This window comes from Neoluteolibacter marinus, assembly GCF_014904755.1.
GTDB lineage: Bacteria > Verrucomicrobiota > Verrucomicrobiia > Verrucomicrobiales > Akkermansiaceae > Haloferula > Haloferula marina.
On sequence record NZ_JACZFQ010000104.1, the window covers coordinates 88,466 to 106,641 of the forward strand.

Consider the following 18,176-nt stretch of genomic DNA (forward strand, 5'->3'; position numbering starts at 1 on the left):
GGGAATGTTGCGGCAATCGTTCCCGGCCTCCGTGAGTCCCGCGGTCCGACCCGAACTCCCCCGGTTCCACCTCACCAAAAACATCCATGACAAAAACACCATTGCTCGCGTCCGGTGCCTTGCTCGCCGGATCCACCTTGGCCTTCGCCGCCGCCGCTCCCTACGCGTGGACCGGTGCCGCGGCGGACGGCGATTTCTTCAACGAGGCGAACTGGACCGCCAGCGGCAGTCCGATCGTCGACGACATCTTCACGACGACGGACGGCATGCTCGGCGGTGCCGGATCCTATGTCATCGACAGCCAGGACTTCTCCGCGACCGGTGCCGGAGAGATCGCCGGCGGCGTGCTCTGGGACGCCGGCGCGAATATCAGCTTCGCCAACACCAACGGCCGCTTCCTGGGGATCTTCCGCAGCCGAGCGACCACGATGCTGACCTTCGACAACTCCGATCTGGTCATCAACGGGATCGCCGAATGGAACATCGCCGGTGATTTCACCAGCCCGGTCGGGGCCTTCGCCCCCCAGTGGACGGCGAGCCTGTCCAATGGCTCGGACATCGTTTCCTCCAGCAACGGCACGACTCCCAACGGCGGGGTCTGGTTCGGCGATCTGACGATCTCCGACACTTCCACCCTTGCCGTCCAGTCCCTTTCCAGCACCCAGGTCACGCTGCAAGGGGCGGGCAGCCAGCTCACGCTCAACGGCGGTGGAAACCCGATCAACAACTCGATCGTCGACCTGGTCGCGGTGGGCTCAAGCGTGCACTTCCTTGCCGAAAGCGTGTCCACCGTCCTTGCCGAGCACCTTTTCGGCAACAGCAGCGACCAGCGCCAGAGCGGGATGTTGATCGGAGGCGGCTTGATCGGCTTCCCGGGCATCCTGGCCGTCGATCTCGATGGCAGCGGCGCCTACACGGGTGACAACGGCGCGAGCTTCACGCTGGTGAGCGATGGCGGCGCGGGCTCGATCCTCACCGTGACCGCATTGCCATCGGCGCCCGCCCCGCGGACACTGACCTACACCAACTCCTCGGGCGATGCCTTCTGGGACGTCAACTTCGCCGATGACTGGGACAATGGCGGCGTCGCCGATTTCTACCACAACGGCGACCATGTGATCTTCGACGGTTCGGCCAACGGCTTGCCGGGGACCTTGAGCATCGACTTCGACGAGCAGAACGGCGTCATCTTCCCCGGCAGCGTCACCGTCGACAACCCGGCGGGCAACGACTACGCCTTCACCGGCGAACTCTACGGCAACGGGCCGCTGGTCAAGTCGGGCAGCGGCACGCTGACCCTGGATGCTCCGGACAATGACATGCCCTACGCCGGGGAGATCTCGGTCGATGGCGGCGTGCTGGAGCTCGCGGGTGGATTCAATTCGTCGCTCCGCTACGCCCCCGTGACCGTCAATCCCGGCGCCACCTTCCGCTACGCCTCCGGCAATGCGGGCAACAGCACCTACACCCCGTTCACGCTCGCCGGAGGAACGCTCGAGACGACCAACAACTACCTCTACATCTGGCCCGCCGCCGCCACGATTGTCCTGGCGCCGGGCACCGACAGCACGGTTCTCGTCTCCAATGTCCTGCGCACCAACGGCGCCACGATCAGCGGCGGCGGCAACCTGATCAAGGATGGCAGCGGCACGCTGATGGTGTGGGACACCCACGCGACCTACACCGGCTCGACCACCGTCAGGGACGGCTTGCTGACGATCAAGGAGAACACCACCTCGGCCTCGGACCACTGGCTAATCGAAGGCGGGGTGATGCGTCTCGTCGGCGACAGCGCTGCTCCCATCGGGAACCTGCCGGATGCCTCGATCATTGAAATGACAGGCGGGGAATTCGACGTGACCGGCAACGTCGAGACGATCGGCACCCTGTCGATGGATTCGACCACCTCGTCCACGACCCTCGCACTCGCCAACCAGGGAGCCGGTACGACCCCGGCGCTGTTGACGGTCGACACCCTCGATCTCACCGGCACCGCGAACCTGGTCGCCTTCGACGTGGCTCCCGGATTCGGCACCTTCGAGATCATGAACGCCACCACGGTGAACGGTGTCTTGGGAACCAACCTGCTGGTGGCAGGGGTGCCGGCGTCATCGCAGTCGTGGAGTTTCACCGGTGGCGTTATCAGCGTGACCATCGCCTACACTCCCAATGCCATCACCTACACCAACCAGTCGGGGAGCGCGACCTGGTCGCTGGCCGCGGACACCGATTGGTCCGACGGCAGCGCGATCGGCTACTTCGACACCGACAACGTCACCTTCGGCGACGGTGCGAGCGGGCTCCCTGGCAGCTTGTCGGTGGCCATTGCCAATCCCGTGACCCCGGGATCCGTGACGTTCTCCAACACCACGGGCAATGATTACACCTTCACCGGATCCGCGATCACCGGGCCTGCCGGCCTGGCCAAGAACGGTGGCGGCAGCGTGACCCTCTCCCAGAAGAACACGTTCACCGGCGACACCGTCATCAACGCCGGGACCCTCGTGCTGGATGCCGACACGCGAACGCTGGCCGATGAATCGGAAATCACCGTGAACGCCGGTGCCACCCTCCAGCTCAACCGGACCAACGCCCTCCAGCGCGACTTCGCGGACGCCGGAATCACGATCGACGGAGGAACGCTGGAGTTCACCGAAAGCGGTGTGACCGGGGTCAACACCCACGCGCATCTCCCCGCGCTCACCTTGCTCGACGGCGCGCTCGTGACCGGCACCTCCGGCGGCGGATTCGCGGAAGTCAATTCCGACCTCGACGGTGACATCACCGTCGGTGGCTCCGTGCCGTCCACCATCGGGCCGTTCAACCGGGGCATCCGCTTCGCCAGCTACGGCCCCTTCATCGACGTGGCGGACGTGACGTCGGACGCGGCGGTCGACCTGACCGTGGATGCGCGGATGCGCGGAGGCCTGGGCTTCACCAAGGTCGGTGCGGGCACGATGTTCATCGCCGCCAATCCGGGCAACAACACCGACTACAACTACACCGTCGTCTCCGAAGGCTGCCTGCGGATCGCCAACCTCAGTTCGATCCCCGCCGACCTGACCAAGGTCTCCGTGGACGACGGCGCCTGCTTCGGAGGGATCGTCGGAGATGCCCCGAACCTGGTTGAAGCGGACCTGCTGGCGATTGCCGCCAACGTGACGTGGAGCGCCGGCGGCGATGCCCGCCTGTTGATCGATACCGCCGGCCAGACGGTGGACATTGCCGCGACGATTGCCGGCAATTTCAAGATCATCGCCACCGGCAACGGCACCCTCAACCTGAACGGCGGGGCGAACGTCAATGACATCCTCGTCGAGGGCAGCACCACGGTGAATGCCGCCAGTGTCGGGGCGACGGCGATCTCGATCGATGGCATCGCCACGACCGCCGGCACCACGCCCGGTACGTTGAAAGCCGTCATCTCCTTCAACGCCGACGGGCCGGTCGATGTCTATGCATCGGGCGATCTCGTCACCTGGGGCGCACCGGTGGCCACCGGTGTTTCCGGGACCAGCGTCGAGGTCGATAACCTGTCCTCGACCAAGCAGTTCTTCGTGCTCGTCTCGGCCGGCCAGACCTTCCCGCTGGCGCCTTGACCCGGGGCTCCTCAAGGCCCGTCGGCACCCGATGCCGGCGGGCCGTTTTGCGTCTTGGGCATGGGTTCGCTTGCTGCCGGCGAAGTTCCGCCACCCGTTGGCTCGGCGTTTCTCCCAAGCGTGGGATGGAGAATCACCGGGCGTGGATCCTTGCCAGCAAGCCGCTGCGAGGCTGGAGGGATTGAAAAAGATGGCACACCCGACTGGATTCGAACCAGTGACCATCCGCTTAGAAGGCGGGTGCTCTATCCAACTGAGCTACGGGTGCAGGGATTGATTGGAGGTGAGTTGCCGAGGTCTGGTTGAGGAATCCTGCTCGGATTCAGGTTCCTCAGCGCCCGGGCAATTACTACCTGAGTGCGAAAGCGGGTGGGAAGAAAATCCGGTTCGGGTTGGAAACAGTTCGGCTCACAACGGCGGGACGTTGATCGTGGGGCCGTAGATCTGCAGTGGTTTTTGATGAGCCTGAGGGCGTGAAGTTGATTGGGGATGCCCTTGGTCCAGTTGTCGGGGTTTCGAGGCGATCTCAAAGGTTCTCCTCACTTGCACGGCATGAACGAGCTCGTCTCCATCCCCATCGGCTGGATCCTGTCCTGCATCGGCGGGCTTGGCGCCATCATCGCCACCCTGGCGGGGATCATCTACTCGTCCCTGAATGCCCGGCTGGCGGCGCAGGACCGGATCATCGAGCGGCTCCAAGGGGACATCGACCGCATGTCGAAGGGCTGCGGTGTGAAGGAGTGCCTGTGGCGGGAGAGGTGAGGGGGGCTGCCGGGACGTTTCGCCAGGTCATTTCCACTCGTTCCATTCCTGAAGGCTTCCTGATCTTTTGGAACTCGAAAGCAGGCGTAACAGCTTCTCTCACCTTTGCGGATGATCCTCAGAGTCTTACAAGCTTTCACCGTCAAGACAGGTGGAAAGGATCGCGGATCTCGTTGACAGCCACTCCCTTGCGATCCAGCCTCCCGGTAAAACAGCCGTTGGCATATCGGATCTCGCCGATATGCTCACCGGGTTAACAAACACTGTTCTCCAGAAAATGGCCCGTTACATCCGCTTTATCGTGCGATCGGACCATCAAAGCAGGACTCGTTGCACTGGAGTGGTTGCCAGCCTGCGAATTCTTGGTGAGGAAGGCCGCTTGCCCGACTACCACGTCGAATATTCGCAACAGCTCTTCGCGAAGCTTAATGCGGGTCTTCCGTGTCCTCCATTTGGAGAACGCCGATGGAGTACGGATTGCGTCTCGTGGTTCAAGGATACAGCACCCGCTCAGGAGTGGATTTCAGTCTTTCGTGACCTCATTGCTATCCTCGAAGACTCGGACATCGACGTCGGGACACTCGTGACAGATCGGCCGGGGATGATTGTCTACGAGGATGATTTCCAGGTCGTTGCGCAAAGCCAAAAATACTAGGAGAACAAGCCGCTGGTGGACGACCCCTATCAGCGGCTTTGTTGCGTTCTTGCCGCCAGCTTCGGGAGCTGATTGATTGCTCGCAGCTTCTCCGGTGGGTTACCGGGGTCGCCACAGCTTTTACGTTCGACCAAAGAATACATGATCGGTAGACGCCAATTCCTTGAATTGCTCAGCGGGTTGGTGGGCCAGTCCTTCCTCGACGGTGGGCCTTCCCGATTCGTGAAGGACGAGCGGTTTGTCAGCGTTGATCTTGGGCTGACTTTCTGCAAGCCGTCAGGATGGATCTTCATTGCCCCTGAGCAGTTGGCGAGAGAGGCGGAGGACATTGGTAGGGCTCGTGGACGATCCGCCCTTTCCCCGTCGGTGATGAACATCTCCAAGGAGCCATGGGGCGGCACCCCGAAGCGATTCACCCCGGGGATCAATGTTTGGTCCTACGATGACTCGAGATTCGACTCACTCGATTCGATGGTCGACGCGACGCTTTGCTCCCATGGATTCTACCAGGATTTCCGCGTTACTGCTGATCCGAAGCCAACGACGATTGGTGGCTGCGCCTCTTTTGATTTTGTGACTGAGTTCACCTTCGACACAGTCGGCATCGATCGCCCGACAGATGTCCGTGATCGGTTCATTTGCATCAGGCACGGTCGACGCTTTCTCCAGATCGCTCTGTGCGACTCCCCATCGACGGGGAAGGCCGAGGACGCCGCCTTCAAATCATTCTTGAGTTCGCTAGTCATCGCTGAACCAACGCAAAATGTCGAACAAGGCAGCGCTGGACAACCCGCTACCCGTTCCGAGTCGGATCCGGAGGGTGGCGACAAACCTCAACCAGAATCGGAGGTGCGCTCCCGGTAGCGGATGTGTGGACTTCGACGTTGGGCCGAGAAAAGATGCGTCTATTCGTTGCAGCTCTAATCTGCCTGGTCACGGGGTGTGAGCAGCATCCTGTGTCGACCGAGGCTATTGCCGATGAGGGCAACTTGATCGCTCTAGCCCTTGTTGAGATTTCACCGTCAGATGCCCGCAAGTTCGTAGTCCTGGGGAGCACCCGGTGCTCATGGCTAGACGCGGCTCTTTCAGAGGATCAGGGCCATGATCCGTTTGCTCCTGCTGCCAATCCCGATGAAGAGCCGGAAGCGCGGGCACGGCGTCTACTCGCGGATCTGTTGGACAGCGTTGGTGAGCACGTCGATGACTCGCTCGTTCGTCGATTCGTTGACCTTAATCTCGTCGAGCATGACCTGAGCAGCATCAGGTTTCCCCAAGACGTTCAGGTCACACTCGCAGATTGGGAAGAATTGGACCGACTCGCACCACCGGATCCAGCGGACGCTGAGACTGAGTGGCGGAGGTTTCAGGCCGCACACCCAGATTCTTACGGCTTCACGGTTTTTTCCCGGTTGGTTCTCTCGGACGACGAGACGGTTGCCGTACTTCATTACAGCCAAGTTTCGGGGCACCTCGCAGGCGGTTCTGGCTTCCTCGTCTTTCGAAGGGTTGGGGACCACTGGGTGAGTCGGTCGATCCCCGTTGGTGTCTCGTAACAAATGAGCCCAACAAGATGTGGGAGATCGACGCTTCATCGCCGCCTTGTTGCGTTCCGCTGCGTGGGTTCGTAGCGCATTCCTTTTTCCGACGTGCGGCCTTGAGTTCGTGCGTCTCCACTGAGACGTTCCGCAAGAATCCTAATGACCAATCGAGCGCACATATTGGCTTGTCTCCTTGCGGCCTGTTTCGCGAATAGCGGCTGCATGCTCTTGGTCCTTGGTCCCGCGATGGCGCTACCATCGACTCGGGTCACGTTTGCGCAGCGAATCCCAATCACTTCGGATCAGCTGCGTGCCGATCAGGCGAAGCTCATGGGAGAGATCGTGGCGGTTCGGGGTAAGATCACGGCTGTGACTGATGATTCGTATGTGATCGATGGCGACATCGAAACGAGCATCCGAGGAGTGAATTGGCCCCTCCGGACCGGCGACCGGGTGGCCGTCCAGGGATACCTGAGGCACTCAGGACGCCCATACGCACGATTCGAGCTGAAGCACCCCTTCCTGTCGGGTTCGCCACGAAGAACCGCTCGCGAAGTTCACGACAACCTCGATGCGTACAAGCTTCAATCCGTAACGGTTGTCGGGCAAGTGACCGCGAGTGATAGTGATCACGTCATCCTTGATGAGTGCCTTGTGCTGGAGAATTTCTCCAAGTTTGATCCCATGCCGTCGGTGGGCGACACCGTGATTTACTCCGGGCAGGTGCTTGCACCGCGGTTTGGGAAGAGCCTCCCGCGCATCGATCTTCCAAGCCGGGTCGAAGAATAGAGAATCCAAGCTGAACAGGATGCTGCGCTGACCAGCCCGCTGCACGCTTCGAACTGAAGCTGGTTCGGGAAGGCCAGGACCGAGAGGCAAAGGAAATCGGGGAATCGCTTTGGGCTCGTCCCGGCCACCATCACGGGATTACTTCACTCACCTTCACACCGATGCCGCCGCGACCGTTCTACCGATGGAAGAGCTTTTGGTTTGGCCTGCTGGTGCTGGTGTTTCTCGGGTGGGCTTGGTCGGATTCTTACCACGCCTATTCCAGCCTGCATCTCACGAGCCCGATATCAAGGACTGGTCTCAGCCAAGGGAATGGATCCGTTAGTTTCAGCGTAGGGAAGTTCCCTGGAGGGTGGTGGCATATATCTGCGTATCGCAACCCAATCGGAGCTCGCCAGAAAGGACGTGTTTTTCCCGCGTGGATGACCCGTGAATGGACCCGAGATCATCGGGGTTACCAGGATCATACATACATTTCCTTCTGGTTTCTCATCATTTTCCTCGGTGCCGCTTGGCTTGGTTGGCTCTTTTGGCATGGCTGGCGAATCCGGCGGGCGATGGATTTGCCGGCCCCGGGGACCAATGAGGCGGCGGGAGGGTGAGGTGACTTGGCTGCACTCTCGCCCGCATGGCACACGGCTTTGCTCCTGTCGGCTCCTTGCTTCCCCCGCGGCGTGAATCCTTGATCGAGGCTGCGGGGGCGGCCCCGGCTCCCGGGGCGCCGGCGGGCGGGTGGGGGGATTCCATCAGCGTGCCGCGGGCGCGGGACCGGATGCTCGAGTTCTTCGTGCGCGAGCAGCTGCCGGGGGATGGAGGCCGCTGCCGGCGCGCTACTACGGCTATCCCTTCGAGGAAGCACTGCAGGACGATCCGGAGGACCGGCTGATGCTGGACCCGGAGGGCGGGACGGGCTCGCGGAACTTCGTCGACTTCTCGCCTCCGCTAGCAGTCTTCTTGTTGTGAGTGGTTTCCCAATCTGGAACCTTCGCTGCGTTTCTGATCACGAGGTTCTTCACCCTTTCCCAAGCGATCCTCGCATCCCGGGGTACGTTCCAGGGTAATTCGTCACGAGCCGATTCAAGCAGTCTCGTTGCTTCGGCATAATTCGGCACCTTGGATGTCATCTCAGTTTGTTGGTGCCTGCCGTGTGGAGTCGGCTCCACATGAAGCGCAGAATGACGCCTGTGGCGAGCGGAAGAGCTGGCCGCAATCCATGCACTCGCCGCCCCAGTCCGCAAGGCGATGGTGGTAGAGCTTGCCGGGGTCCCTTTCGAGGTAGCCCGTCCATCGTTCGACCAGCCGGATCGAATCGAAGGGCAAGCGCTCGATCGCTTCATCAAGAGAACCATGGGTTGCCTCCCGGTATGCCTTGATGACGGCAATGTCGGCGTCGAGAAGCGGGCGGAGCTGTTGCCACTCCGCCTCGGTGAAGAAGGGTGCGCTACGTTTGCACCTCCAGCAGTCGTAGTTGTGGGGCATGGGGGAAGTGAGGGGCTTCAACGGATGCCGCGCCTTTTGCGGTGTCTGATGGCGGGATTTCGTAGGTGGTTCGTGAGTCGGGAACGAGATTCATGGAAGCAGGTCCCGGTTCCGATGGAGTAGCATGACGATCAGCCAGAGCCAACCGACGAGGCGCACGATCCGGTCGGCATTGCTTGGCGTCAGCCAGCCCCCGCTCGCGTCGATGGCTTTTTCCGCCAGCTCTTCCGCGAGCCAGATCAACACGAGGGGAAAGATCAGCCCGGCATGGCCACGGACGCTGAAGCCGGTGCCGTGCGTCATGGCGTACCTCGCGAGGGATCCCGCCACCAGGGCGAGCGAGGTCATGCGGTGTATCCACAGGAAGCGGGACCGGGCGTAATCTTCTCCATTCATGACAAGCTGATAAGGTTCCCGGCGATGCTGGCAGTGGTCGGTTGGAACGGGTGACGGCAATGAGGGCAGGGATTCGAGGGCAGGGGAAGCCCGGACCGCTCGCGGGCCCCGAGGTGGAAGGGATTACTCGATCTCATGCCGACCGGAAGAAACCTGGAATTCACCGGGGCGATCATTCGCAAGCGGCTTGCTGTCACCTCGACCCGGCGGATGGACCAGTGGTGCTTTGGGGGATGAGATCAGTAGATTCCGGCTGGTGCCGAGTTCAAAGGACCGCTTGAGTGGGGCATGCAATCATCGGGGCCGCCGCCGTCACCGCAGGTCATGGAAGACGCGGAACATCTCAAGTTGCTGTCGATCTTTCACTATGTGATGACCGGCTTGTGCGCACTCGGCGGGTTCTTCCCGGGGATCTACATCTTCATGGGCGGATTGATCGTTTCGGGGGCGATGGACCCGGCGAAGGGCTCGCCACCGCCGCCGGGGATCGGCTGGCTGTTCGTCGCCATCGGCGCCGGCCTGATGCTGTTGATCTGGGGTTTCGCCGTGGCCCAATTCCTGGCAGCCCGATGGATCGGCGAGCGGAAGAACCGCGTCTTTTGCTTCGTGATCGCGGGTCTGAATTGCGCGCTTTTCCCGCTGGGCACGGCGCTTGGCGTGTTCACCATTCTCGTTTTGCAGCGGGCCAGCGTCGCGGCGCTCTTTGATCGTCCCGATTCCGGCGGCTACTTGAACCGGTAGCGGCCGTTCTCAACCTGGACATCGGGCGGAACCCGCAGCCGTTCGAAGTGGTCGTAGCCTTCCTTGAGGTTCATCCAGAAGTCGTGCCATTCCGACTCGCGGGCCAGGTTTTCCGATGTCATCCGGAAGGGGAACAGGTGGACCCGGAAGAAAGGCTGTCCACCTTTCAAGGCGGCGTCGCAGAGGGTGTAGATCTCCTCGATCTTCGGGTCGGTCATCGCCAGGCAGCCGATCGAGACGCGGTTGCCGTGGATCATGATGAAGGTGCCGGTGCGGCCGTGGTGGCGGTCGTAGGTATTCGGGTAACCGATGTTGAAAGCGAGATGGAAGACGCTGTCCGGCTTCATGCCTGAGGGTGGCACGAAATAGAACCCCTCCGGGACCTGCTGGTCGCCTTCGGCGAGCTTCGGTCCAAGCTTTCCCGATTGCGCGGCGATCTTCCAAGTACGGAAGAGTTCGTATTTCCCACTGTCCCGCCGGCGGATCCAGAGCTCGAGCTCTCCCTCTTCCTTGAATGCCCGGAGGAAGACCGGATCACCGAAGTGGAGACCTTTCGCGGCGAGGTCGCGCTCGAGTTCCGGCCGGACCCGTGCGGCGGCGGCCTTGGCTCGCTCGGGACCGGGAAGGGGGGTGGCGGGCACGACTTCATCCTGCACCTGGCCGGGAGCCCGGGAACAAGCGGAAAAGGCGATCAACCCGGCGATCAAGAGGCGGCGCATGTCGCGGGGGCGGGATGAAGGACCGCGCGGATGACGGCTGCCAGCGCGGCCGGGTCATGGGCGGGCACCTCATGGAGCAGCGGGTGGGGTGGCAAGCCGCATTCGCGGGTGGCGACGACCGGGATGCCACTGGCCAAGGCAAGCAGGGCGAGCCGGGGTTGATGCTCGATCCAGGCAGGCAGCACCAGGGCGCGGGCCGAGGCGAGGTCGGCGGCGGTGCCCGGCGACGCCTGCAGGCCTGCGAACGGATCGGCGTCGCCTTCGGTGGCGCGTCCGAGGTGCTTCAAGCCGGCGCCGAGGCCCTCCTGCAGGGCAGCGGCGAGCTCGAAGGCTCCCTTGCGGCCGAGGCGCGACGCGGGGAGGAAGATGAAGGGGGGATCGGCGGGCTGGGTCGCCAGGGGCTCCGGCATCTCCCAGTCGACCCGCCAGGCCCGGTCCCCGAAGTGCGCGGCGATCGCGCGGTGCGGGGTGATCAGCCGGCCGGCCGCGGCGAGGGCTTCGGTTTCCTCGCGGATCAGGGAGCGGTCGGCACGGAAGTCGCCGAGGGTCGTCGATCGCGGGTGGGCCTGCTTGGCGAGGTCCAGCCGGCGCTGCAGTTCTTCGATCGGCCAGCGTTGCATCAGGACGTCGAAGGTCCGGCCGCCCAGGACCCCGGTTCGCCACAGGTGGGGCAGGAGGTTCTGGGCGATCACGAGGTGCCGGCAGCGCGGGTCGACCATCGCGGCATACGCTTCGGCCAGATCGCGGTCGCCCTGGAGGAGGGCACGTTGGCGAATCGCGCCTTGTTGGGGCAGGCGCCGTTGACGGAAGGACCGGAAGAGGGTGGGGATGGTGGCATGCAGGACCCGGGCGCCGGGGGGCGGAGACCATTGGTAGGCCGGCTTTTTCCAGCGGCGGCCGTCGAGCGGAATGAACCAGCGGTCGTTCTCCCGCGAGTGCTGGCGGCACCAGCGGTCGAATTCGGGCCACCGCGCGTCGAGGAGGAAGGTCGAATGACCCATGGCCGGGGCATGGGCCGCAGTCGCGGCGGGGTGGCGGAAGCATTCGGTCATCCCGCAACTCAGGCAGTCTCCGGATGGCGCCGGGCGATTGGCCGGTGTGGCGGCAACCGGAGCGGGGGCGGGGGCCGCATCGCCGGCGGATCGGATCCGGACGACCAGGTCTGCGGCGGTGAGCTCGACTTCCAGGCGCCAGGCGTCCCGGGAGCGCAGCCTGAGATCGACGTAGTTCCAGAACACCGTGGCATCGAGGTCCTGCTCGGCGCTCGATCCCGGGACGATCCGCGAGTGGGCATGGCGTTCGACGATTTCGAGCCCAGCCTCCACCGCGGCTTGGTAAATCAATCCACTGAGCTGGCAGAGCCCGCCGCCGATGGCCGGGACCATGCAGCCCTCGCGCAATTCCCTGCCGGACGTGAAGCCTTTCCGGCGGGTCGTGCGACCGAGTTGGCGCCAGAAGCTGAAGACCTGGCCGGCGGGAACCTCCACCCCGTGGAAAGCACGGGCGGCCCGCCGCAGGTTTTCGACCTTGCCGGCGGTGAGGGGGAACTCGACCGGAGAAATGTCACGCCACAGCGGAGCCTGCCGGACGGCGACCACCGGGTCCGGGCCGGGATGCGGGCTCGCCGGGTGGCGCGGGGGGCGGGTGCTGCGGTCGGCGATGGCCCGGCGCAGTTGCAGGATGCGCGTCTTGACCAGAAACAACCCTGCCTGCCAGCGCTGCGGCGAGTCGCGATCGGGTTGGGAACGGCTGGGCATGTCAGAACGGATGCACCCGATGAAACGCGGGCTTCCGCACGGAATCATCATTCATTTGATGAAATCCGCGTGAAGCGCCCGGATCCGGCTATGGGCTCGACGGGCGGCGCCCGGGGCACTAGACCCCGCCATGGCAGCAGCGATCGGGATCATCGGAGGAAGCGGGCTTTACGAAATCGAAGGCTTCGAGAAGTCGGAAGAGCGGGTGATCGAGACGCCGTTCGGGAATCCGTCGGATGCCCTGGTCGGCGGCATGCTCGGGGGGCGCGAGGTTTGGTTCCTGCCCCGTCACGGCCGCGGGCATCGCTTGCTGCCGACCGAGATCAATCACCGCGCCAATCTCTGGGCCCTGCGCAGCGTGGGGGTGCGCTTCATCATCTGCGTCACCGCGGTGGGGAGCCTAAAGGAGGAGTATGAGCCGCGGGACATCGTGCTGCCGGACCAGTTTTTCGACCGCACCAGCCGCCGGACCGAGCACACCTTCTTCGGTGGCGGGATCGTCGGGCACGTCTCCTTCGGGGACCCGGTGAGCGCTCCGTTGCGGTCGATCCTGCGCGAGGCGGCGCAGGCTGAAGGCGCCCGCGTCCACGACGGCGGGACCTACGTCAACATGGACGGACCGGCGTTTTCGACCCGCGCCGAGAGCGAAACCAACCGCAAGCTGGGCTTCGACGTGATCGGGATGACCAACCTGGCGGAGGCCAAGCTGGCACGGGAAGCGGAAATCGCGCTGGCGACGCTGGCGATGATCACCGACTACGACTGCTGGAAAGTCGAGGAAGAGCCGGTGACCGCGGAGGCCGTCATGGGCCACCTGCAGGCCAATGTTTCCGCGGCCAAGAAGATCATCGCCCGGGCGATCGCGATGATTCCAGAATCCGCGGACTGGGCGGATCACACGGCGCTTGACGGGGCGATCATGACTCCCCGGAACCTGTGGCCGGAAGAGCGGGTTCATGCATTACGCCCGATGCTAAAGCGCTTCTTGTGATCAACCTGTTGGAAATGTAGGCGTGACATCGGATCCGCCTCCGGTAAATTGACGCGAGTTTTCCGCCATTGTCGCCATCTCATGAAGAACCCCATCGAAGCCCTCGGATATAAGATTCTAACAACTTCCATGGGGGGCGAGGCGGCCGGGGACGGCAAGCCGAAGCTTTCGCGGCGGGGATTCATGGTGCTGAGCACGGCGCTTGGCAGCAGCTGTTCTCTGGCCTCATCGGCCAAGCCGGATGGCTCCGGCAGCCTCGCGGACGTGCCTCCGGACTCCGCTCCGGCAAGGACTTCCGCCAACACCACCTACCGGACGCCGAAGCCGAAGGGGCCGGTGCCGCGGAACCCGGACAACAATTTCCCCGCATCCGGATCGACGTCCGGGATCACCTTTTCGCGGGTGTCGATGTCACAACCGTACATCGCGATCACTTTTGACGACGGGCCGCATCCGAAGAACACGCCGCGGCTCCTCGACATGCTGCGCGAGCGCAACATCAAGGCGACCTTCTACGTGATCGGCCGCAACGTGGACCTGTATCCGAACGTGCTGCGCCGGACGGTTTCCGAGGGCCACGAAATCGGCAACCACACCTACACCCACCCGATCCTCAGCAAGCTGAGCGATTCCGCCGTCCGCGCGGAGTTGACCAAATGCCGGGACGCCGTGGCCCGGGCCGCGGGGGTGAAGCCGCGCACCATGCGCCCGCCCTACGGGGCCTTGCTCCAGCGCCAGCGCGAATGGATCCATTCCGACCTGAACTATCCCACCATCATGTGGTCGGTCGATCCCCTCGACTGGAAGCGCCCGGGTCCCTCGGTCGTGACGTCGCGGATTCTCAGCGGCACCACGCCGGGAGCGATCGTGCTGGCCCACGACCTTCATTCGCAGACCGTGGACGCCATGCCGGCCACGCTCGATGGTTTGCTGAACAAGGGTTTCAAGTTCGTGACGGTTTCCCAGTTGCTCGCGATGGGCGCCCAGTCGGGCCCCGGTCAGGTCGCCTCGGGACAGTGAAGGCCGTCCGGCTGAGTACCCGCAATGCCCGGCGAGCGCTATTTTGCTGTTCGTGATCGCCTTTCCGAGTTGCTCGGCTGGATCGGCGACCTCGCGGACGAGGTTGGCTTGGAAGAGGAGGCGGATCATCCCGCGCCGACGCTTTCCCAGCCGATCCTGATTGCCGCGATCGGCGAGGTGAACGCGGGCAAGTCATCGCTCCTCAACGCGCTGGCCGGTGCCGAGATTTGCCCGGCCGGCAGCCTGCCGATGACGTCGGAGGTGCGGCTTTATCGTCACGGTGCCGACAGCGACCAGGAGCGGCAAGCGCTGCTCTACGAATGCCGTCGCCCGCACGATTACCTGCGGAACTTCGATCTTCTCGACACGCCGGGAACCAATTCCAAGACCAACGGGCATGCCGAGGTGGCCGAGCCCTTCGTGGAGCATGCCGATCTGGTGCTGGTGGTCTTCACCGCGGAGAATCCGTGGACCGCGGCGACCTGGGACGCCGTCTCGAGATTGTCGCCCGAGGCTCTGGCAAGGACGGCGCTGGTGGTGCAACGCATCGACCTCAAGCAGCCGCAGGACATCCCGATCATCCTCGGTCACATGCGCGACCTGTCGTTGAAGCGGGTGGGTCAGGTGCTGCCGATTTTCCCGGTCGCCGCGCGTCCGGCCCTGGAAGCGAAGCTTGCGGAAAGCGGGAGCCCGGAGCTCCGGTCGGCCAGCCGTTTTTCGGACTTCGAGCATTTCATTTCCGAGCGGATCTGCGAATCGATGGACCGCCGCCAGCTGCTCCACGACGCGTGGCACCACGCGTCGCGGACCCTGCGCCGGCTGGAATCCCGCTTCGACGTCCAGCGCCGCGGGATGGAGGACGACTCCTACTTCCTGGCCGGCATCGAGCATGAGATGGAAGAGCTGCGCGATTCGGTGCTGGGCTCCGCCCCGAAGTCCTTGGTCGCGGCGCTCGGGCGCTTCCGGATCGAGGTGGATGTCGTGGTTCGCTCGTTGCGATCGCGCCTCGGCTGGTGGCGCTCGCTTGCCCGTTTGTTCACCGGCGACGGCACGGCGGCGGAAATCGAGGCGACTTTCGCCGCGCGGATGCAGGAAGTCGCCATCGGATTCGGGATGGACGACGCCGCCCGGCTGGTCGACGCCTGCATGGAGCATTGGGAAGGCGTGCGGCCGCGGGTGAAGGAGCGGATGGGCTTCGAGCCCGGGATTTGTTCAGTGGCTGGCGAGGAACGTGACGGCGTGATCGAGCGCTTCGTCGCGCGCCTTGAGAAGGCCGTGCCGCGGGCGCTGTCCAGCCTCCGGGTCCGCGGGGTGCTTGATCCGGAATTGCGGCGGCGGAACGCCTCGTTGAAGGGCTTCACTGCGATCGGCCTGCTCTTTGCCATCGGGGCGGGAGCCTGTGGCACCTTCGGGATGCAGGACCTCGCGCTGATGTTGTTGGCGGTCGCCGGCCTGGTGTTCGTGCTGGCGACGGTCACCGGCTGGATCACCCGGGCACGGATCGTCGCAGGCTACCGCGAACGCCTGCTCGCCGGCGCGACGACCTTCGCCGACGGGCTCAAGGCGGATCATGGCGAGGCAATCCGGCTCTTGTTCCAGGAATACTCGCACAGCCTGATCGAAGTCCGCCGCCAGCTGGCCTCCGAAAAGGCCGCGCTGCAGCCGCGGATGGAGCGCTCGAACTCGCTCTACATCGCGCTGAAGTCGGTGGAGCTCGACCTCTGACCGCAAAAAAAATCCCGGAGGCGAGAACCTCCGGGACCGGGTCGGTGGGATTGACGGGGCGGGCAAATCAGGGCTCGCCCGGGATCGAATGGTAGATCTGCTCCAACGACATCACCGAGTAGGCGGTGACGAGCACCGGGTTCGACTCCATCCAGCGGCCGTTGGCATTGGCCCAGGATCCGTCCTCGCGCTGCTTGCTGAGGAGCGCGCCGGCGAGGTCCTTGCGCCAGTCGGCTTGCTTGCCGTCGGCGAGTTCAAGCTTGTTGATGTTGGCGGCGGAGAGCGCCTTCGACATCGTCTGGTAGTAGTAGTAGAGCCCCTCGGCACCCATGCCCGGGTTTTCCGAAAGGGTGTAGTTCTTGCCGAGCCACTCCTTGACCGCCTTCACGCGCGGATCGTCCGGACCGAGTTTGGCGTAGATCAGCGACAGCAGGCCGGCGTAGGAGATCGATCCATAGGACCGGAGCGCGGTGCGGCCGTCGGGGAGCTTGTCCTCGCCCGCCTTGCTTTCGTCCGGGCTGTAGGTGAAGCCGCCCTTGTTCTGTTCGGACTCGGCGGTGAAATCCTTGTCGTTGGTTTCCTCGAGGTTCTGGCAACGGGAAAGGAACGTGATGGCGGCGTCCCAGTCGAGATCCGGCTGCTGGCCGTGCTTGCCGTCCTCGATCACCTTTTTCGAAAGCGCGAGTGCCTCGATGGCGAGGTAGGTGTTCGACATGTCGGCGCGGTCATTGTGGGAGCCGTAGCCGATGCCGCCGTCGTTCTTGTGGTCGGCTTCGCCCTTTTCGCCGATGTCCCACTGCTCGCCGATCAGGTGCTTGCGGCCCTTGACGATGGCCGGCTCGAAGATTTCCCGGTTGGCCGCGGTCAGTGCCGTGACCGAGGTGGCGGTGTTGTAGACCGACAGGCCCTTGTTGTAGATGCCGCCGTCTTCCTTCTGCTGGTCGAGCAGCCACTTGAAGCCCTTGGCCACGGGCGCGGGCAGGTCGGCCTTGGTGTCGAGACCCGGGTCCCGCACGGCGGCGGTCAGCGCGAGCGCGGTGAAGGCGGGCAGCTCGGCATTGTCCCAGTGGCCGTCCTCCTGCTGTTGCTTGGCCAGCCACGCGTTGCCGCGGGCGATGGCTTGTTTCATTTCAACCTGCAGGGACAGGTAGGGGTTCTTGGCGTCCTGGGCCGGGGCGATGGCCAAGGACGATCCGAGGGCGAGGCAAATGGCGGTTTTCATGGTTTCGCGGCTGGTGTCGGGAAAGGAGCGATGATGACGGTGACTTTCGTTCCCACCGGGGGAACGCGCTTGGGGTAGGGCAACCACACCTCGTCGGAGTTGTTGTCCTTGCCGGAGAAATTGATCAGCGCGGTGTTGCTCAGGAAAATTGCGGCGACGTCGCCGGAAGTCTCGGCCATGAACTTTCCTTCATAGATCTCCGAGCCGCCGTAGACCCAGGGATCGGCGGCCATCGATTCGCCGGTGGAGCCGTGGGCGATCCACTCCCGCAGCTTGGCCTTGCGGTCCTTGCCGTCCTGTTTCCATTCGACGGAAAGGTCGACGCGGGCCGCGGCCTTCACGTCGGCCATCACCTCGGGGAACTTGCTGGTGACGGTGCCGTCCTCGTCGAGCAGGGGGTAGAATTCCGGCGAGGCCTGGTAGCGGAGCAGCTTGAAGGCGAGGTTCAGGTGGGTCGGGGAGACCTCGGTCAGCAGCAGGGACTCGTGAATCTTGCCCTTGGAGTGGACGATCGCGAACTCCAGCAGTTCGTCGCCCGCCATGTTGACGGCCGCGGGGAAGCGGATCTCGCGGGTCTTGCGGTTGAAGATCACCTCGCCGATCTGCAAGCGGTCGGCGTCGAGTTCCTTGATCGCCGGTTTCGCCTCCGTAACGGGCTGGTCGGGGGCCGGCAGGGTGCGGGGTTCAACCGGAGCACGGTCGGTCGATGGATCGGCGCACAGCAGGCGGGTGCCGGCGAGGAAAAGAACGACGGGACGGAACATGGGGCGAAGCTTCCCCGGG

The 18,176-nt window shown here is 63.8% G+C and carries 16 protein-coding genes and 1 tRNA gene; 9 read left to right on the plus strand and 8 right to left on the minus strand.

Annotated features, from left to right (window positions below):
* Window positions 1-86: 86 nt before the first annotated feature.
* Window positions 87-3,599, plus strand: coding sequence for a beta strand repeat-containing protein (locus IG178_RS20640; RefSeq protein WP_193214483.1), 3,513 nt, complete (start codon window positions 87-89; stop codon window positions 3,597-3,599).
* A gap of 191 nt (window positions 3,600-3,790) precedes the next feature.
* On the opposite strand, the gene IG178_RS20645 is transcribed toward IG178_RS20640, so the two are convergent.
* A tRNA-Arg gene (locus IG178_RS20645) sits at window positions 3,791-3,867 on the minus strand.
* 284 nt (window positions 3,868-4,151) lie between these two features.
* Here IG178_RS20645 and IG178_RS20650 point away from each other — a divergent pair.
* The 3 genes from IG178_RS20650 to IG178_RS20660 all read left to right on the plus strand — a co-directional run bounded on the left by IG178_RS20650 (window position 4,152) and on the right by IG178_RS20660 (window position 5,880).
* Window positions 4,152-4,361 carry a hypothetical protein gene (locus IG178_RS20650; RefSeq protein WP_193211451.1) on the plus strand — a complete coding sequence of 70 codons (210 nt, stop codon included), beginning with the start codon at window positions 4,152-4,154 and terminating at the stop codon, window positions 4,359-4,361.
* A 151-nt stretch (window positions 4,362-4,512) separates the two neighbouring features.
* Window positions 4,513-5,016 (plus strand): hypothetical protein, encoded by a 504-nt coding sequence (locus IG178_RS20655; protein WP_193214484.1) that lies wholly within the window; start codon window positions 4,513-4,515, stop codon window positions 5,014-5,016.
* Between the two features lie 141 nt (window positions 5,017-5,157).
* The gene (locus IG178_RS20660; protein ID WP_193214485.1) at window positions 5,158-5,880 is read left to right on the plus strand and encodes a hypothetical protein; all 723 of its coding nucleotides are present in this window, start codon (window positions 5,158-5,160) and stop codon (window positions 5,878-5,880) included.
* A gap of 296 nt (window positions 5,881-6,176) precedes the next feature.
* Here IG178_RS20660 and IG178_RS20665 read toward each other — a convergent pair whose 3' ends face one another.
* Complete coding sequence (locus IG178_RS20665; RefSeq protein ID WP_193214486.1) at window positions 6,177-6,464, minus strand: hypothetical protein; 288 nt, start codon at window positions 6,462-6,464, stop codon at window positions 6,177-6,179.
* Window positions 6,465-6,800: 336 nt separating this feature from the next.
* Between IG178_RS20665 and IG178_RS20670 the strand changes: the two genes are divergently transcribed.
* Window positions 6,801-7,343, plus strand: coding sequence for a hypothetical protein (locus IG178_RS20670; protein WP_226895639.1), 543 nt, complete (start codon window positions 6,801-6,803; stop codon window positions 7,341-7,343).
* A 1,125-nt stretch (window positions 7,344-8,468) separates the two neighbouring features.
* Here IG178_RS20670 and IG178_RS20675 read toward each other — a convergent pair.
* Both IG178_RS20675 and IG178_RS20680 read right to left on the minus strand, forming a co-directional pair.
* Window positions 8,469-8,822: a hypothetical protein gene (locus IG178_RS20675; protein ID WP_193214488.1), complete on the minus strand. Its 354-nt coding sequence runs from the start codon at window positions 8,820-8,822 to the stop codon at window positions 8,469-8,471.
* Window positions 8,823-8,912: 90 nt separating this feature from the next.
* On the minus strand, window positions 8,913-9,170 hold the full coding sequence (locus tag IG178_RS20680; RefSeq protein ID WP_193214489.1) for a hypothetical protein: 258 nt from the start codon (window positions 9,168-9,170) through the stop codon (window positions 8,913-8,915).
* A gap of 372 nt (window positions 9,171-9,542) precedes the next feature.
* On the opposite strand from IG178_RS20680, the gene IG178_RS20685 reads away from it, so the two are divergent.
* On the plus strand, window positions 9,543-9,959 hold the full coding sequence (locus tag IG178_RS20685) for a hypothetical protein (RefSeq protein ID WP_193214490.1): 417 nt from the start codon (window positions 9,543-9,545) through the stop codon (window positions 9,957-9,959).
* Here IG178_RS20685 and IG178_RS20690 read toward each other — a convergent pair.
* Window positions 9,944-10,678: a L,D-transpeptidase family protein gene (locus IG178_RS20690; protein ID WP_226895640.1), complete on the minus strand. Its 735-nt coding sequence runs from the start codon at window positions 10,676-10,678 to the stop codon at window positions 9,944-9,946. The genes IG178_RS20685 and IG178_RS20690 overlap by 16 nt on opposite strands.
* Window positions 10,663-12,435 carry a VanW family protein gene (locus tag IG178_RS20695; protein ID WP_193214491.1) on the minus strand — a complete coding sequence of 591 codons (1,773 nt, stop codon included), beginning with the start codon at window positions 12,433-12,435 and terminating at the stop codon, window positions 10,663-10,665. Before IG178_RS20695 ends, IG178_RS20690 begins: the two co-directional genes overlap by 16 nt.
* Before the next feature lie 130 nt (window positions 12,436-12,565).
* On the opposite strand from IG178_RS20695, the gene mtnP reads away from it, so the two are divergent.
* From mtnP to IG178_RS20710, 3 genes are all read left to right on the plus strand, one after another.
* Complete coding sequence (gene mtnP, locus IG178_RS20700; RefSeq protein WP_193214492.1) at window positions 12,566-13,426, plus strand: S-methyl-5'-thioadenosine phosphorylase; 861 nt, start codon at window positions 12,566-12,568, stop codon at window positions 13,424-13,426.
* A gap of 81 nt (window positions 13,427-13,507) precedes the next feature.
* Window positions 13,508-14,446, plus strand: a complete 939-nt coding sequence (locus tag IG178_RS20705; protein ID WP_226895641.1) for a polysaccharide deacetylase family protein — start codon at window positions 13,508-13,510, stop codon at window positions 14,444-14,446.
* Between the two features lie 24 nt (window positions 14,447-14,470).
* Entirely contained in the window at window positions 14,471-16,171 is a 1,701-nt protein-coding gene (locus tag IG178_RS20710) for a dynamin family protein (protein ID WP_193214493.1), read from the plus strand.
* A gap of 67 nt (window positions 16,172-16,238) precedes the next feature.
* On the opposite strand, the gene IG178_RS20715 is transcribed toward IG178_RS20710, so the two are convergent.
* Window positions 16,239-17,393: a prenyltransferase/squalene oxidase repeat-containing protein gene (locus IG178_RS20715; RefSeq protein ID WP_193214494.1), complete on the minus strand. Its 1,155-nt coding sequence runs from the start codon at window positions 17,391-17,393 to the stop codon at window positions 16,239-16,241.
* Complete coding sequence (locus IG178_RS20720; protein ID WP_193214495.1) at window positions 17,390-18,157, minus strand: YdjY domain-containing protein; 768 nt, start codon at window positions 18,155-18,157, stop codon at window positions 17,390-17,392. The genes IG178_RS20715 and IG178_RS20720 overlap by 4 nt, the downstream gene beginning before the upstream one ends.
* Window positions 18,158-18,176: the final 19 nt, after the last annotated feature.

Coding starts and splice junctions, on each gene's coding strand:
- IG178_RS20670 (WP_226895639.1), top strand. CDS start 6,801: ATGGCGCTACCATCGACTCGGGTCACGTTTGCGCAGCGAATCCCAATC.
- IG178_RS20640 (WP_193214483.1), top strand. CDS start 87: ATGACAAAAACACCATTGCTCGCGTCCGGTGCCTTGCTCGCCGGATCC.
- IG178_RS20650 (WP_193211451.1), top strand. CDS start 4,152: ATGAACGAGCTCGTCTCCATCCCCATCGGCTGGATCCTGTCCTGCATC.
- IG178_RS20705 (WP_226895641.1), top strand. CDS start 13,508: ATGAAGAACCCCATCGAAGCCCTCGGATATAAGATTCTAACAACTTCC.
- IG178_RS20720 (WP_193214495.1), bottom strand. CDS start 18,157: ATGTTCCGTCCCGTCGTTCTTTTCCTCGCCGGCACCCGCCTGCTGTGC.
- IG178_RS20690 (WP_226895640.1), bottom strand. CDS start 10,678: ATGCGCCGCCTCTTGATCGCCGGGTTGATCGCCTTTTCCGCTTGTTCC.
- IG178_RS20665 (WP_193214486.1), bottom strand. CDS start 6,464: ATGAAGTACGGCAACCGTCTCGTCGTCCGAGAGAACCAACCGGGAAAA.
- IG178_RS20685 (WP_193214490.1), top strand. CDS start 9,543: ATGGAAGACGCGGAACATCTCAAGTTGCTGTCGATCTTTCACTATGTG.
- mtnP (WP_193214492.1), top strand. CDS start 12,566: ATGGCAGCAGCGATCGGGATCATCGGAGGAAGCGGGCTTTACGAAATC.
- IG178_RS20675 (WP_193214488.1), bottom strand. CDS start 8,822: ATGCCCCACAACTACGACTGCTGGAGGTGCAAACGTAGCGCACCCTTC.
- IG178_RS20680 (WP_193214489.1), bottom strand. CDS start 9,170: ATGACCTCGCTCGCCCTGGTGGCGGGATCCCTCGCGAGGTACGCCATG.
- IG178_RS20715 (WP_193214494.1), bottom strand. CDS start 17,393: ATGAAAACCGCCATTTGCCTCGCCCTCGGATCGTCCTTGGCCATCGCC.
- IG178_RS20695 (WP_193214491.1), bottom strand. CDS start 12,435: ATGCCCAGCCGTTCCCAACCCGATCGCGACTCGCCGCAGCGCTGGCAG.
- IG178_RS20660 (WP_193214485.1), top strand. CDS start 5,158: ATGATCGGTAGACGCCAATTCCTTGAATTGCTCAGCGGGTTGGTGGGC.
- IG178_RS20710 (WP_193214493.1), top strand. CDS start 14,471: ATGCCCGGCGAGCGCTATTTTGCTGTTCGTGATCGCCTTTCCGAGTTG.